Genomic DNA, 13,986 nt, shown 5'->3' with positions numbered 1-13,986 from the left:
ATCGCACAGGGCTCAACGGAACCGACGCTGCCGTGGCTCACCGATCGTGTGGAGGCGGCACTTGGCCTCGACCGCGCCGGCCCTCACCAAAGCTTGCGCAGCGCCTTCAGCCCCGCCGCGATGCCCGCCTCGTCAATCGCGCCGAAGCCGAACAGCAAGCCCGCGCGATCCTGCGGGCCAAGGTAGTACTCCTGCGTGGTCCAGACCCCAATGCCCTGCTCCCTGGCGCGCGCCGCCAGCGGCTCGGGATCGGCATGACCAACGCATAGCGCGGCCAGATGCAGCCCGGCGGCGCAGGGCACCGGATCGAGCCGGCCGCTGAAATCCGCGCGCAGCGTATCCAGCAGCAGCTGGCGGCGCACGCCATAAAGCCGGCGCATCTTGCGCACGTGGCGCGCCAGGTGCCCTTCGGCGATGAAGGCGGCGAGCGTGTCCTGCGCGGTGGCAGCGCAATGCCAGTCGCTGCACTGCTTGGCCAGCGTGAGCGCCTGCCGGGCCCACCGTGGGGCCACCACGAAGCCCAGCCGCAGCGTGGGAAACAGGCTCTTGGAGAATGTCCCGACGTAGCATACGGATTCGGCGCGATCGAGGGTCTGCAGGGCGTCGAGCGGGCGCTCTGCGTGGCGAAACTCGCCATCGTAATCGTCTTCGACGATGACCGCGCCGTGCGATTGCGCGAACGCAAGCAAGGCCGCGCGCCGCGCCGCCGACATGGCATGGCCGAGGGGGAACTGGTGCGATGGCGTGACGTAGATCACCCGCGCATCGGCGGGCAGCCGGTCCACCATCAGTCCTTGCGCGTCCACCGGCACCGGCACGATCCTGGCGCCGGCGGCGGCAAAGGCTGCGCGGGCCGGCGGGTAGCCCGGGTCCTCCATCGCCACCACGGTGCGCCCGGGTGTCACCAGCACGCGGGCCAGCAGGTCGAAGGCCTGCTGCGCGCCCGCCGTGACCACCACGTCGCCAGCCTGGCAGGCGACCGCGCGCGCGAACGAGACGTGGCTGGCAATGGCCTCGCGCAACGCGGGCTGCCCCTGCGGGTCGGCATAGGCCACCGGCGCATGGGCCATCGTCCGCATTGCGCGCGCCGTCAGGCGCCCCCACAGGTCTGCCCGGAATGCCGACAGGCTGGGCACGCCTACGCGAAAATCAAAGCGCGGCACCAGCGGCGAAGCTTCCCGAGGCGGCAAGGGCGGCGTGCGCCAGAACGCGGCTAGCCGGCGCTCATCCTCGGGCGCGCCAGGCTGCGGGGCTAGCTCGCGCGTGGGCGCCAACAGCCCCGCCACATAGGTGCCGCCGCGGTCGCGCGCCACCACATAGCCCTCGCTCAGCAGCAGGTCGTAGGCGGCCACCACGGTGTTGCGCGACACGCCACAGGCCTGGGCCAGCGCGCGCGTAGCAGGCAGGCGCAAGCCGGGGCGCAGGCGCCCGTCCAGGATTGCCTCCTTGAGCTGGCCGTGCAGGCCGCGCAGCAAATGGCGCGAGCCGGGTGCCGGCAAGCGGATCGGGAAGGCGAACTCTGGATCCATCAATTTCATAATTTCTGGCTCTTTTCCGGTACCAGTTTGCCGTCTTATCCTGGCCCTGTCATCCCCCATGAGGTGCCTGGAAATGAAACGCTCCGAGCTTTCGATGTTGTTGTCGCTGGCCGCCCTGTGGGGCGCCTCCTACCTGTTTATCCGTCTGGGTGCGGGTGAGTTCGGCGCCGTGCCGCTGGCGGGCGCGCGCGCCGGCGGTGCGGCCCTGCTGCTGCTCCCGCTGCTGGCCTGGCGTGGCGGGCTGGCCTGCCTGCGCCGCCGCTGGTGGGCGATCGCCGTGGTAGGGATCACGAATTCCGCGCTGCCCTTCGTGCTGTTCAGCTTTGCCGCGCTGACCATTCCCGCCGGGCTTTCCGCCATGTTCACCGCGGCCACGCCGCTGTTTACCGCGCTGATCGGCTGGCTGTGGCTGCGTGAAAGCCTGGAAGCGCCGCGCATAGCCGGGCTGGCCCTGGGCTTCGCCGGCGTGCTGTGGCTCGTGTGGGATAAGGCCGGACTGCAGCACGGCGCCGCGGGCAAGGCCGCCGGCCTGGCTGCGCTGGCCTGCCTGGCCGCTGCCCTGCTCTATGGCTTCTCCGCCAACTTCACCCGCAAGTACCTGGCGGACGTGCCGCCGCTGACGGTGGCAGCGGGCAGCCAGTTCGCATCGGCTCTGCTGCTGTGCGCGCCTGCAGCCTGGCTGTGGCCGGCCACGCAGCCAAGCGCGCACGCGTGGCTGGCGCTGGGCGCGTTGACTGTCGCCTGCACCGCGCTGGCCTATGTGCTCTTCTTTCGCTTGATCGCCAAGGCGGGACCCGCGCGGGCAATGACCGCGCTATTCCTGATCCCGGCCTTCGGTGTGTTGTGGGGTGCGCTGTTCCTGGGAGAGCGCATCTCCACCTCGATGCTGCTGGGCTGCGGCGTGATCCTGGCCGGCACCGCCCTGACAACGGGCGTTGTGCGCGGATGGAGCAAGCGCCTGGCAAGCTAGCGAGGCGCAGGGATGCGGACTGGATTCACGGGGACTGGAAAAAGCTTCGGCGCGCCACAGTGGGCGCGCCGATTCGCAGGCAGCGTGGGACGCTGCGATATGCCTTCTTTACCACGGATGCTGTGGATCCCGGGGAACCCTCAGGCCGGCAGTGCCTGTGCCACTACGGTGGCCATGGAGCCGCTGGCAACGCAAACCAGCGCCCAGCCTGCCAACATCCGGAAACTCTGCCAACGGTTCATGATGCGCTCCTGGTATCCGCGCGTCGTTACGGTGACGCCACGGGGTGATGCATGCAGTCCGGCACCTCGGTCATTGAGACCTGAGAGGTACCGGCTCTTTGACTCAGGCCCTTGCGCCGTCGGTGTAGACGTCCCGTGCGCCGCTGCGGGCACCGTCGAAGTACGGGTTGCGCTTGTCGTTGCGGGCGCCGTCGGTGTACGGGTCGAACTTGCGGCTGGGTTCAGACGACACGCCGCTGCGATCCAGGCCCGCGACGGTACGGAAACCATCCGTGTACGGGTCGGTCTTGCCAACGCGGGCGCCATCGGTGAACGGATCGGCCTTGCCGGCGCGTGCGCCTTCGGTGAAGGTATCGAACTTGCCGCTGCGGGCGCCGTCGCTGTAGACGTCGCGGGTGCGGTATTCATAGCCGTACTTGTCGGCGGTAACGGTTGCGGCGGCCTGGGCATGGCCAGCAGCGAATGCTGCGGCGAGGGTGGCGGCGGTGAGCAGGGACTTGGCAAAAAGCTTGGTGTTCATGATGTTCTCCAATCGAAGCATGGGTCCGGGGGTCTGCTTTGGCCGCGGGGACCGGGTTTTAGCTGGTTCGTCGTTTTTTCTGCCTTCTTACCTATCACTAGGTAGAGAAGCGGAGCAAAAAAAATGACTTTCGTCTTTGTTACTTGTTTGCTGCATTGGAAACCGGCTGGCTGGGCCATGTCTGTTTAGCGTTACCTTGCTGCGGCATCCATGGAACACATCTTATCTACCTGTAAGTAGATAGTCAAGGGTTTTTACTAGGTTGTACTGACGATATCCACCAACCGCATAAGCCGCGCCAACCACAAAGAAACTCATAGATCACTATTTTGCACCATGGCCCTTTGATGCCCCGCGTGTACTACGCTTTTGGGGTGCGCGGACAACGAAGGATTGCCGCATCGCGGCATCACGAGCACACTCTCCGGGCGTCCCCGCGCACGCACCAGCAGCACTCGACTCATCCGCACCGGCGCCAGCGCGGTGCCACCGGGAGAGGCCCTACAGCCATGAGCGCAGACAACGCTATCGGAAGCCTGGAACCCCCTGACCCGCAAGCCATTGTTGCGGCAGGCCTGGCCATCGAGCAGGAGGCAGCCACCGCGGCGTTCTCGCCGATGGAGTCGCGGCGCCACCAGATGTGGCCCCTGCTTACCGCCGCCGAGATCGTGCGGCTCCAGCATTTCGGCACACCGCGGCAGTGGCGCGCCAATGAATACCTGTTTCGCACCGGCGACCCTGCCCACGGCATGGTGGTGGTACTGCGGGGCCGCGTGCGCGTCTTGCAGCGCGACGCGCGAGACCGTGCGTCTGTGGTCGGCGAGCACGGACCGGGCAGCTTCCTTGCCGAAGTGGGGCAGCTATCGGGCAAGCCCGCGCTGGTCGACGGCCTGGCGCTGGAGGACATCGAGGCCATCTCGATTCCACCCGACCGGCTGCGCGCGCTGATGGTCGCGCAAGCCGAACTGGGCGAGCGCATCATGCGTGCGCTGATCCTGCGCCGCGTTGGCCTGATCGAGCGCGGCAATGGTCCGACGCTGCTGGGCCGCGGCAGCGACGCGCGCCTGCTGCACCTGCAGGCGTTCCTGCGGCGCAACGGCTATCCCCATACCGTGGTCGACGCGGATACCGATCCCGATGCGTGCGCCCTGCTCGATTTCACCGGCGCCGCGCCCGGCGATTTTCCGCTGGTGATCTGCCCCGGCGGCGCGGTGCTGCGCTGCCCGGACGCGGGCCAGCTTGCCACCTGCCTGGGCCTGCTGCCCGAATTCGACCCGGACTATATCTACGACGTGATCGTGGTGGGTGCCGGTCCGGCGGGTCTGGCCACCGCGGTGTATGCCGCTTCCGAAGGCCTGTGCGTTGCGGTGTTCGACAGCCTTGCGCCAGGCGGCCAGGCCGGCGCCAGCTCGCGCATCGAAAACTATCTGGGCTTCCCCACGGGTATTTCCGGTCAAGCATTGGCCGGCCGGGCCTTTGTGCAAGCCCAGAAGTTCGGCGCGCACCTTGCCATCCCCTTGCAGGTAAGCGCGCTGCATTGCGGCGCGCATCCGCAGCGCATCGAATTGAGCGATGGCCGCAAGATTGCGGCCCGGACCGTGGTCATTGCCAGCGGCGCGGCTTATCGCCACCCCGCCATCGCGGCACTCGATCGCTATGAAGGACGCGGCGTTTACTACTGGGCGTCCCCGGTGGAAGCCCGCCTGTGCAGCGGCGAAGAAGTCGTGCTGGTGGGCGGCGGCAATTCCGCAGGGCAGGCCGCAGTGTTCCTGGCCGCGCACGCCAAGCGCGTGCACATTCTCATCCGGGCATCGGGGCTGGAGGCCAGCATGTCGCGCTACCTGATCGAGCGCATCGCGGCCCAACCCAATATCGAACTGCATACCGGAACGGAGATCGTAGCCCTGGGCGGGGAAGAACGCCTGGCCACCATCGGCTACCGCTCGCGCGATAGCGATCGCGTGACCGAGGTGCCGGTCCGGCATCTGTTCCTGTTTACCGGCGCCGATCCCAATACGGGATGGCTCGCCAGCTGCAATGTGCGCGTGGACGCGAAGGGATTCGTGCTGACCGGCACAGACACGGCGCATGAAGGCACCATGCCGGCATCCACGCTGGAGACCAGTGTGCCAGGCATCTTTGCAATCGGGGACGTGCGCTCGGGTTCCACCAAGCGGGTTGCGGCGGCCGTGGGCGAAGGCGCGGCAGTGGTCGCGCAGATCCACGGCTACCTGGAAAAAATCAAACAACCGGAGCCGGGAACGCTTGCCATGTAAGCATTGCCAGCTGCCTTGCAAACACCGGGCGATCAATTTACTCCTGCCGCCGCGCGCCGGCAATCGACTGTGTGGACGGCGCGCGACAGGGCCTGAAATGCGCGTTTATTTACTATATTGGTTGCATGGCAGGAGCTTCAATTCGAAGCCGTCGATAGCGGGAGGTTGCCATGCGTTCGCTTGCAGACATGTTTAGTCCGCCCACCCCGGAGAAAATCGCAGCAAGGGAATTGCAGCAAATGCGGCTTACCTTATTCCAAGCCGAGCGTCGCCTGCTGGAGGCACAGATGCAGGTCGACTACTACCGCGACCTGGTCGCCTTCCTGGAGGAGGTGACCGCCTCCGGCGTCGAGAGCGTCGTGGACAAGCGGCGCGCCCCCGTCGCCGCGGAGCATGCACAAGCGCCCCGCTCCGCGCCCGGCCTCATCACGGTGCCTACCGTACCTTCAGCAGCCTGACGGTTTGCCGTCATGCCGTGCCGCGCGGCTTGAAGCCGCCGCGGCTATCCGCTCGCATGACACGCGGCGCTTGCTGAAGCGTTCCCGATTGCCCAGCCGCCGGCACCGCGCCGGCGCTGTGCGATACTTGCCGCCTCACGCGGCCACCCCCATGCCATCCGCACAGACACATTGCCCCGCACCGGGCAGTGGCGCCCAGCGCGCTCGCCGTGCCGGCAAGGGGGCCCGATCAGGATCCGGGAACAAGGAACATCGAAATGAGCGCACTGCTGCCAGCCATTGAAATCGAAACCACGCCGTCACCCACGTGGTCGGTCATCTGGATGCACGGGCTCGGCGCCGACGGCAGCGATTTCGTGCCCGTGGTGCCGGAGCTGGGCCTGGCGTCCGCGCCCGGCGTGCGTTTCGTGTTTCCCAATGCGCCGGCCATCCCGGTTACCTGCAACGGCGGCTACGTCATGCCGGCCTGGTACGATATCCAGTCGCTCGATGACGCCCGCCGCCATGCGGACGAGGCCGGCATCCGGGTCTCCCGCGACGCCATCCGCGCCCTGATCGCGCGGGAGAACCAGCGCGGTGTGCCCAGCCACCGCGTGGTGCTGGCGGGGTTCTCGCAAGGCGGGGCCGTGGCCTATACCACAGCCCTGACGCATCCCGAAGCGCTGGGCGGCATCATTGCCCTTTCCACCTATATCCCCGCGCCGGCAATGCTTGCCGCCGAGTTCAGCGAAGCCAACCGCGCCACGCCGATCTTTGCCGGACACGGCACCGAGGACGATGTGGTGGCCGTGCAGCTCGGCCTGCTGGCGCGCGAGACCGTGGAAAAACTGGGCTGCAAGGTGGAATGGCACACCTACCGCATGTCGCACTCGGTCTGCATGGAAGAGATCAAGGCGATCGGCGCCTGGCTGAATGCGCGCTTCGCGGCGGCCGGGAAATCCTGACCCGCACGGACGTCGCCCCGACATCGGATAGCGTGGTAGGCTCGCGCCCCACCGCACGATTTGCAAGTCAACATGAAAACCTCTCCTCCCGACGCTTCTGCTTCTGCTTCCGCACCCACGCCAGCGCCCGCGCTCAAGCTCGACTTCAATACCCGCAAGGCCTTGCTGTTTGCGCTCGCCGCCGAGCGCTTGTCGGCATTCTACGAACACCGCCAATGGATGACCGATGCCCAGGGCGCCACCCTGGCGAGCCTGTGGCTGTCGCGCTCCAAGCTGCAACTGGCGCTGGCCGAGCGGCGCTTGCTGTCGCAACTGAGCGATCAGTTCGCGCGCCAGCTCGCCGGCACGCTCTCGCGCGAGGCCGGGCTGTACACCGCCCACGAAATGATGGAAGCGCTGGACCCCAATTACCAGTCGGCCTTTGCGCATGACCTGCTCGACGAGTGCGAGCGGCTGCTGCATGAGAACGGCGTGACTGAGTGATGACGGGGCAAGCCGGCGCGCGACGCGTCGCGTCCCGCCATGGCGCATCAGCGGCTGGCGACCCTGGCCGGACCTCGGCTCTTGTCGAATGGCTCGGCATCGAGCCGGCGGAACACCAGCGCCGATAGCAGCGTGATCATGCCCACGGCAAAGAACGCCAGCCGGTAAGCTGTGCCGGCCACGCCCAGCTGGGCTGTGAACATGCTGACCAGCCCGCCGCCGATGGTGACACCGAGGCCGATTGCCAGCATCTGCACCATCGAGAACAGGCTGTTGCCGCTGCCTGCGTCCTCCACGCTCAAGCCCTTGAGCGTCACGCTGTTCATGGCGGCGAACTGCATGGAGTTGGTGGCCCCGAACAGGGCGAGCTGCGCAATGGCAAGGCCCACGGGCCAGCCCGGCGCAATCGCGGCGAACGAAGCGATCGAGCCACCTACCAATACCGTGTTGACCAGCAGGAAACTGTCATAGCCAAAGCGCTTGACCAGCGGCACGATCCAGCGCTTGGCAACCACGCCGGCCAGTGCGGCCGGCAGCAGCATCAGCCCCGAATGCAGCGGGGAATACCCCATCTGCAACTGCAGCAGCAAGGGCATCAGGAACGGCACCGCGCCCGAGCCGATGCGGCACACCAGGTTGCCGGCCAGGCCCACGGTGAAATTGGGCTCGCGGAACAGCGCCAGCCGGAACAGCGGGTTCTGACGGCGCCGCGCATGCGGGATGTAAAGCAGCGCGGACAGCAGGCTCAGCGCGAACAGGCTGCCGCTCCATGCCGCATGGCTTGCCTCGTGCGGAGTGTCCAGCGCCAGCGAGAACGCCACCATGCAAAGCGACAACAAGCCGCAGCCAACAAAGTCGAACGGTGGCGCGCGGCCAACGGTGTGGTCGGGCAGGTAGCGCAAGACCGCCAGCATCCCGATGGCGCCTACGGGCACATTGATCAGGAAGATCCAGTGCCAGGCCACCGACTGCACGATCCAGCCGCCCAGCACCGGGCCAAAGATCGGCCCGACCTGCCCCGCCACCGAGACAAAGGCCAGCGCCGCGATGTAATGCTCGCCGGAGACGCTGCGCAGCACCGCCAGCCGGCCGATCGGCAGCAGCATGGAGCCGCCCACGCCCTGGATCACACGGGCAATCACGAGCTGGTCCAGGCTCTGCGCACCCGCGCAGAACAGCGAGCCCAGCACAAAGATCAGGATCGCGGCGAAGTACACGCGACGGGTGCCGAAGCGGTCGGCCAGCCAGCCCGAGGCCGGCGTGAGCATGGCCATGGTCAGCGTGTAGGCCACCACCACGGGCTTCATGTCGAGGGGGGTTTCGTTGAGGCTGCGCGCCATCGCGGGCAACGCGGTGTTGACGATGGTGGTGTCGAGCGTTTGCATGAAAAAGCCCGCTGCGACGATCCACAACATGGCCTTTTGCGAGGTTTGGCGGGTCATCTGGTACGTCTCGAGGCAAGTGCCGGCAATCAGGGACAATGACCGGCGCGGCATCTGGAATGGACCGTGCAAGAAGCGGTCGGGGCAAATCCAGTGCCAGGAATGCAGCCGATGTTAATACCGGCCATGCCAATCGGGAACCCTGCTAGGTATATTGACTGTCATCGGAAAATCCGATGACAATGCGGCATGCTCAATCCTGTCTGGATCAAGACCTTCGCCACCGTAGCCGCCGCGCACAGCTTTACCGACGCGGGGCGCCAGCTCGGCCTCTCCCAATCCAGCGTCAGCGACCACGTCCGGCGCCTGGAACAGCACGTCGGGCGCCGGCTCTTTGTGCGCGATACCCACACCCTGACCATGACCGCCGACGGCGAGGCGCTGCTGGCGCACGCGCGGCTGATCCTGGATGCCATTGCGCGCGCGGAGTCCCAGTTCAATGCGCCGCGCCTGCAGGGCCGCGTGCGCCTGGGTACTTCCGATGACCTCGCGCTGGGCCCCCTGCCCAATGTGCTGGCGGCATTTCGCAACTCGCATCCAGATGTGGAACTGGAAATCACCATCGGCATGACCGGCAAGCTCTACGAGCTGATGGATGCCGGCGCGCTGGACCTGATGATCGGCAAGCGCCGCGAAGGCGACCGGCGCGGGTCTCCGTTGTTCAGGGGCAAGCTGGAGTGGCTAGCCCGGCCCGGCACGGTGGCGGACCTGCGCCAGCCGCTGCCGCTGATCCTGGTGCCCGAGCCCAGTGTTACGCGCGCCATCGTGCTCGATACGCTGGCCAAGGCCGGGATGCGCTGGCAGATCGTCTGCACCAGCAGCAGTCACTCAGGCTGCATCGCCGCCGCGCGCGGCGGGCTGGGCATTACCGTGCGCGCGCAATACCTGTCCGGGCGCGGGCTGTCGCCGCTGGTCAACGGCGACAGCCTGCCGGCGCTGCCGGAGGTGGAATTCATCTCGCTGCGCGCGGGCCGCCTGAGCCGGCCCGCCGAAACGTTGCTGCAACTGCTGCAAAAGAGCGATCTGCGCGGGTCCTGGCTGGACGAGTAGCCGGCCCCGGCGCATTGGGCCGCGCGCGGCTCACGCATCCGCGCCATCCTGGTACACGTTGAAGCTGCGGGCCGGCGACGCCGAAACGCCGCGGGTATCCATGCCAGCCACTTTCTGCGCGCCATCGACGAACGGGTCGATATTGCGCGCCGGATCTGCGGATACGCCAGCGCGATCCAGGCCGGCGATGCGGGCGCCATCGGTGAACGTATCGAGCTTGCGCGCGCCATCGACGAACGGGTCGATGCTGCGCGCAGGATCTGCGGAGGGACCAGTGCGGTCCAGGCCAGCAATGCGCGCGCCATCGGTAAAGGGATCCATCATGCGGGCGTGGGCGCCATCGGTGAACGCATCGAACCGCCCACCTCGTGCGCCATCGGTGAAGGCGTTCACGGGCGCAGTGCGCGCCCCGTCGCTGTAGACGTCGCGCACGCTGGCGGTGCCATGGGCAGAGGGGCTGGCAGCTTGGGCGCTGCCCAGGGCAAGCACGGCGCCGGCGATGGCCGCGGCGAACAGAGACTTGGTGAGCGACTTGGTGAACGACTTGGTGAGGTTCGGGTACATGGCAATCTCCAACTGGGTGAATGTGCCCATTCGTCGCCGCCACCCACAGGAACTTACAGGTTTTTTTCAGATTGTTTGCGCCGATCCGTCCGCCACCTCCCCGTGCGGCGCCCGGGCCACCTAAGCCCACTTAAACCCGCCTACGTCAAAAGTATGAACCCAGGGTTGAATCCAGCCAAAAGCATATCCCCCCAATACCGAGGCGATCTCCAACCTCCGGCCACTGTCGGCAAGCGCACGCATGAAGCTTAATACGTTAACGGGTCAAGCCCCGGCTGCGTGGCATACCGAACAGAGAAAAAACCAAACGGCTGGCGCAGCAGCCGCGACCTTTCGACTTGGGGAGACAACGGGATGACCAACACCGAACTGGATTTGTCCGGCAATCACTTGCTGGGCGCCTTGCCACCACACGAGCGCCGCTTGCTCCTGCCACGCCTGGACAGCGTCAACCTGCGCACGGGGCAACTGCTGAGCGACTCCGGCCAGCGCATCCGGCATCTTTATTTTCCGAGCACGGCGGTGATCTCGATGATGTCGCTGCAGGAAAGCGGCGCCACCGTGGAACTGGCCTCCGTGGGCCGCGAGGGACTGGTGGGGCTGCCCGCGCTGACCGGCGCCGAGACCATGCCCAACCGGATCGAAGTGCGCAGGAGCGGCGCCGGGTTTCGCGTTGCCGCGAGCGAGCTGCGCGCGATCTACTCCGAGCTGCCCACACTGCAGCGCATGACCCTGCTGTATATGCAGGCGCTGCTCACGCAGGTGTCGCAGACGGCCGTCTGCATCCGCCACCACTCCCTGACCACGCAGTTGTGCCGCTGGCTGCTGCTGGCGCTGGACCGCTCGCCCTGCAATGAGCTCGACGTGACCCAGCAGACCATTGCCGACATGCTCGGCGTGCGCCGCGAGGGCGTGACCGAGGCGGTGGGCAAGCTGGCGGAGCTGCAAATGATCCGCCACAGCCGCGGCCATATCACCGTGATCGACCGAGCCGGGCTGGAAGGCTTTTCCGGCGAGTCTTACCGTATCGTGCGCAGCGAGTTCGACCGCTTGCTCAGCCGCGCGGCCGGCTGACCGGCCAGGGCGTCAATCCCGCGGCAGCGCCTGGTAAGCCGTGGCAAGGTGATATGGGGTGGTCGAAGGCATCTCCGCGCGCTCCACCTTGCCGGCAGGCGAGAGGCACTCATGCCAGCCGCCCGCGTGCAGGAATCGCGCCGGGTAGGCTTTCAGCCAGGCCTGCAGGTGCGCCAGCGCCACGCTGTCGCCGCGCACCGCCAGCGCCCGCGCGAATTCGGTCTGCGCCCAGATGCGCTGGATCGGGTCTCTGGGCGAGCCATCCAGATGCAGCGCCGCGGCTACGCCCATGGTGCTGGTGTCAACGCCATGCTGCATGGCAAAGCCGAAGGCGCGTGCCAGCGCTTGCGCGAGCCCGGAGCCCTCGAACAACGCGGGCGCGCTGGCAAGCAGCGAGAACCACTCGAACTGATGGCCGGGCTCGACCCGGTTGCCAGCGCGATCGGTGCACATCGGCAACTCGGCAATGCAACCCGTCGCCGGATCGACAAAGGTGGCCAGCACGGCGGTGGCAATGCCCGCCAGCCGGTCCGTGTAAAAGCGCTCCCCGGTGGCCTCGAACGCCGCCAGGTAGGCCTCGGTCAGGTGCATGATCGGGTTTTGCTGGGGCGGCCCGCCTAGCGGGCGAAAGTCTCGCGCTAGCGCGGCATGGTACAGGCCATCCGCGGTGGCGAAACGCGCCTCGATCAGCCGTGTGGTGCCGTCCAGCAAAGCACGCGCCTGCGTGCTGCCTGAACGCTTGAAGTACGCCGCGCAGGCAAAGACGACGAAGGCGTGGGTGTACAGGTCCTTGGTGGTATCCAGAGGCTGTCCCTGCGCATCGATGCTGTAGATGAAGCCACCCTGCCCGCCATCGGCAAAGCGGCCCCCGAGCGATGCGAACAGGCGCGCGGCATGGGCGGCCCCATCGGCGCCATCGCACTGCGAAAATACATAGAGCTGGCGCGCGCAGGCCATGGCGCGGTAACGCGTCACCGGCAATGGCTGCTGGTCGGTGCCGGACAGCGCCTCATAGGGCAGCTGCATCGTGGCGTTCCAGCCCGGCCCGGTCCAGAGCGGCAGGACCACGCCATCGTAGTGCGCGCGCAATGCGGCGAAGGAAGCGGCCTTGGGATCAGCACCAGCGGTGGCAAGGGGTGGCGTAACGTTCATGCGGAAAAGGAAATCGGTAGGAGGCGCGTATCTGCCACCCGTGGAATATACCTCAGCCCGCCAGCCCGGCTTCCCGAGCGGCGGTGGCGGCCACTGAGTGCCGCCTTCATCCCACTAGCTCTTTTACGCCGACGGCAAGCTTGATCCCGCCAATAAATCGCCTAACCTTACGGCGTGGCCCCTTGAATCGATCGCCGCGGCAAGCGGCTTTTGCGCCGCATTCCGCGCCTGCCGCGGCGTCCTGGCCACATTCCTGGTTTGTGCAGGTGACGTGGACGGAAGGCTCCCCCCGCCTCCCGTCCAATCCGTTCACTAAGCACTTTCGGCCCATCCGGAGCCCGCCGGAGGTCGCGCCCATGCTCCATGGGAGAGCAAGATGGAAAAGCCGGTTGTAAGCCCCTTGCGTTTTGTCGAACTGCTCAACGCCAGGCTGCCCGCCCATCCCCTGTATCAGGAAGGGATGCGCGTGTACGCCATTCCCAATCATTCGGAACATCCGCATAGCCTGGTCTGCGTAGGCCCGCGTGGCGTCAAGGGCGTCTGCGCGACGGTGGAGCTGATCGTGCGCGGCGAGTGCGAGATCTTCCCCGACATACCGGGCGACTGGCACGGCTCCCACCACGGAACCGTCCGCGCGTCGCATCGCTAGGGCTGATCCGCCCTCACCCCTACCCTCATCCTCGCGTCCTGCTCAAACCCGATCCAGCTTCCGGTGAGGCTCGGGCGGCAGCGTCACGCGGATCGCGTCGTGCGCGCGCACCAGTCCGCCGGCCAGGACAATGCCCATGATGCCGGCCTTGCGCACCAGCTTGCCTTCATCGTCACGACCCAACACCCGCGCAAGCAGGCCCGGCTGGAAGCGCTCGATCTGCGCGCAGGGATTGCGCAGCCCGGTGATCTCGATCAGCGCGGTCTCGCCCAGGTGCAGCCGCGCGCCGGTTGGCAGCGCCAGCAGGTCGATGCCCTGCGTGGTGATGTTCTCGCCGAGCGCGCCGGGCGCCACTGCATGGCCGGCGGCCTGCAGCATCGCCTGCAGTTCCACCGATAGCAGGTGAACCTGCCGTAGGTTCGGCTGGCTGGGGTCCACCGCCACGCGCGAACGGTGCTTGACGGTTTCCCCCAGATGCGCGTCACCCTCCACGCCCAGCCCGGCCAGCAGGCGGATGACCGGCGTAACCGTCTTGCTGAAGGTGTGCGTGGCGCTCAGGCTTACCGCGGCCACGCCGCCCGCCTGCGGCGATTCGGCCCACACGTTGCCAATATCAGCCGCCAT

14 protein-coding genes are annotated in these 13,986 nt (G+C 67.0%); 8 read left to right on the top strand and 6 right to left on the bottom strand.

Annotated features, from left to right (window positions below; all coding sequences use genetic code 11):
* Positions 1-83 precede the first annotated feature (83 nt).
* Positions 84-1,529, bottom strand: a complete 1,446-nt coding sequence (gene pdxR / locus AC1DQR_RS01055; RefSeq protein WP_416053252.1) for a MocR-like pyridoxine biosynthesis transcription factor PdxR — start codon at positions 1,527-1,529, stop codon at positions 84-86.
* 82 nt (positions 1,530-1,611) lie between these two features.
* On the opposite strand from pdxR, the gene AC1DQR_RS01050 reads away from it, so the two are divergent.
* Positions 1,612-2,508 (top strand): DMT family transporter, encoded by an 897-nt coding sequence (locus tag AC1DQR_RS01050; protein ID WP_416052390.1) that lies wholly within the window; start codon positions 1,612-1,614, stop codon positions 2,506-2,508.
* Positions 2,509-2,853: 345 nt separating this feature from the next.
* Here the strand turns inward: AC1DQR_RS01050 and AC1DQR_RS01045 are convergent, their stop codons facing one another.
* Positions 2,854-3,270, bottom strand: coding sequence for a hypothetical protein (locus AC1DQR_RS01045; protein ID WP_416052389.1), 417 nt, complete (start codon positions 3,268-3,270; stop codon positions 2,854-2,856).
* A gap of 509 nt (positions 3,271-3,779) precedes the next feature.
* Between AC1DQR_RS01045 and AC1DQR_RS01040 the strand changes: the two genes are divergently transcribed.
* From AC1DQR_RS01040 to AC1DQR_RS01025, 4 genes are all read left to right on the top strand, one after another.
* Positions 3,780-5,546, top strand: a complete 1,767-nt coding sequence (locus AC1DQR_RS01040; RefSeq protein WP_477132354.1) for an FAD-dependent oxidoreductase — start codon at positions 3,780-3,782, stop codon at positions 5,544-5,546.
* A 170-nt stretch (positions 5,547-5,716) separates the two neighbouring features.
* On the top strand, positions 5,717-6,004 hold the full coding sequence (locus AC1DQR_RS01035) for a hypothetical protein (protein WP_253929278.1): 288 nt from the start codon (positions 5,717-5,719) through the stop codon (positions 6,002-6,004).
* A gap of 257 nt (positions 6,005-6,261) precedes the next feature.
* Complete coding sequence (locus AC1DQR_RS01030; protein ID WP_416052387.1) at positions 6,262-6,948, top strand: alpha/beta hydrolase; 687 nt, start codon at positions 6,262-6,264, stop codon at positions 6,946-6,948.
* Between the two features lie 72 nt (positions 6,949-7,020).
* Positions 7,021-7,431, top strand: a complete 411-nt coding sequence (locus tag AC1DQR_RS01025) for a hypothetical protein (RefSeq protein ID WP_416052386.1) — start codon at positions 7,021-7,023, stop codon at positions 7,429-7,431.
* A 47-nt stretch (positions 7,432-7,478) separates the two neighbouring features.
* Here AC1DQR_RS01025 and mdtD read toward each other — a convergent pair whose 3' ends face one another.
* Entirely contained in the window at positions 7,479-8,927 is a 1,449-nt protein-coding gene (gene mdtD, locus AC1DQR_RS01020; protein ID WP_477132443.1) for a multidrug transporter subunit MdtD, read from the bottom strand.
* Positions 8,928-9,062: 135 nt separating this feature from the next.
* On the opposite strand from mdtD, the gene AC1DQR_RS01015 reads away from it, so the two are divergent.
* Positions 9,063-9,923, top strand: coding sequence for a LysR family transcriptional regulator (locus tag AC1DQR_RS01015; protein WP_043354809.1), 861 nt, complete (start codon positions 9,063-9,065; stop codon positions 9,921-9,923).
* A 30-nt stretch (positions 9,924-9,953) separates the two neighbouring features.
* Here AC1DQR_RS01015 and AC1DQR_RS01010 read toward each other — a convergent pair whose 3' ends face one another.
* Positions 9,954-10,487 carry a copper resistance protein CopQ gene (locus tag AC1DQR_RS01010; protein ID WP_477132353.1) on the bottom strand — a complete coding sequence of 178 codons (534 nt, stop codon included), beginning with the start codon at positions 10,485-10,487 and terminating at the stop codon, positions 9,954-9,956.
* Positions 10,488-10,841: 354 nt separating this feature from the next.
* Between AC1DQR_RS01010 and AC1DQR_RS01005 the strand changes: the two genes are divergently transcribed.
* A complete protein-coding gene (locus AC1DQR_RS01005) occupies positions 10,842-11,561 on the top strand; it encodes a Crp/Fnr family transcriptional regulator (protein ID WP_416052384.1) in 720 nt (239 codons plus the stop codon).
* A 12-nt stretch (positions 11,562-11,573) separates the two neighbouring features.
* Here the strand turns inward: AC1DQR_RS01005 and AC1DQR_RS01000 are convergent, their stop codons facing one another.
* On the bottom strand, positions 11,574-12,713 hold the full coding sequence (locus AC1DQR_RS01000; protein ID WP_416052383.1) for an AGE family epimerase/isomerase: 1,140 nt from the start codon (positions 12,711-12,713) through the stop codon (positions 11,574-11,576).
* A gap of 376 nt (positions 12,714-13,089) precedes the next feature.
* Between AC1DQR_RS01000 and AC1DQR_RS00995 the strand changes: the two genes are divergently transcribed.
* Positions 13,090-13,362, top strand: coding sequence for a hypothetical protein (locus AC1DQR_RS00995; RefSeq protein WP_174423701.1), 273 nt, complete (start codon positions 13,090-13,092; stop codon positions 13,360-13,362).
* A 42-nt stretch (positions 13,363-13,404) separates the two neighbouring features.
* On the opposite strand, the gene AC1DQR_RS00990 is transcribed toward AC1DQR_RS00995, so the two are convergent.
* Positions 13,405-13,986 carry an MOSC domain-containing protein gene (locus AC1DQR_RS00990; protein WP_477132352.1) on the bottom strand — a complete coding sequence of 194 codons (582 nt, stop codon included), beginning with the start codon at positions 13,984-13,986 and terminating at the stop codon, positions 13,405-13,407.

The organism is Cupriavidus sp. 05L411, assembly GCF_056398045.1.
Note: the sequence above shows the minus strand (reverse complement) of the source record. Positions and strands in the feature narration are given on the sequence as shown.

Bases quoted from the DNA above. Each gene is read 5' to 3' on its own strand.
- AC1DQR_RS00990 (WP_477132352.1), bottom strand. From the start codon at position 13,986: ATGGCGGCTGATATTGGCAACGTGTGGGCCGAATCGCCGCAGGCGGGC.
- AC1DQR_RS01030 (WP_416052387.1), top strand. From the start codon at position 6,262: ATGAGCGCACTGCTGCCAGCCATTGAAATCGAAACCACGCCGTCACCC.
- pdxR (WP_416053252.1), bottom strand. From the start codon at position 1,529: ATGGATCCAGAGTTCGCCTTCCCGATCCGCTTGCCGGCACCCGGCTCG.
- AC1DQR_RS01050 (WP_416052390.1), top strand. From the start codon at position 1,612: ATGAAACGCTCCGAGCTTTCGATGTTGTTGTCGCTGGCCGCCCTGTGG.
- AC1DQR_RS01045 (WP_416052389.1), bottom strand. From the start codon at position 3,270: ATGAACACCAAGCTTTTTGCCAAGTCCCTGCTCACCGCCGCCACCCTC.
- mdtD (WP_477132443.1), bottom strand. From the start codon at position 8,927: ATGCCGCGCCGGTCATTGTCCCTGATTGCCGGCACTTGCCTCGAGACG.
- AC1DQR_RS01040 (WP_477132354.1), top strand. From the start codon at position 3,780: ATGAGCGCAGACAACGCTATCGGAAGCCTGGAACCCCCTGACCCGCAA.
- AC1DQR_RS01035 (WP_253929278.1), top strand. From the start codon at position 5,717: ATGCGTTCGCTTGCAGACATGTTTAGTCCGCCCACCCCGGAGAAAATC.
- AC1DQR_RS01000 (WP_416052383.1), bottom strand. From the start codon at position 12,713: ATGAACGTTACGCCACCCCTTGCCACCGCTGGTGCTGATCCCAAGGCC.
- AC1DQR_RS01005 (WP_416052384.1), top strand. From the start codon at position 10,842: ATGACCAACACCGAACTGGATTTGTCCGGCAATCACTTGCTGGGCGCC.
- AC1DQR_RS01010 (WP_477132353.1), bottom strand. From the start codon at position 10,487: ATGTACCCGAACCTCACCAAGTCGTTCACCAAGTCGCTCACCAAGTCT.
- AC1DQR_RS01025 (WP_416052386.1), top strand. From the start codon at position 7,021: ATGAAAACCTCTCCTCCCGACGCTTCTGCTTCTGCTTCCGCACCCACG.
- AC1DQR_RS00995 (WP_174423701.1), top strand. From the start codon at position 13,090: ATGGAAAAGCCGGTTGTAAGCCCCTTGCGTTTTGTCGAACTGCTCAAC.
- AC1DQR_RS01015 (WP_043354809.1), top strand. From the start codon at position 9,063: ATGCTCAATCCTGTCTGGATCAAGACCTTCGCCACCGTAGCCGCCGCG.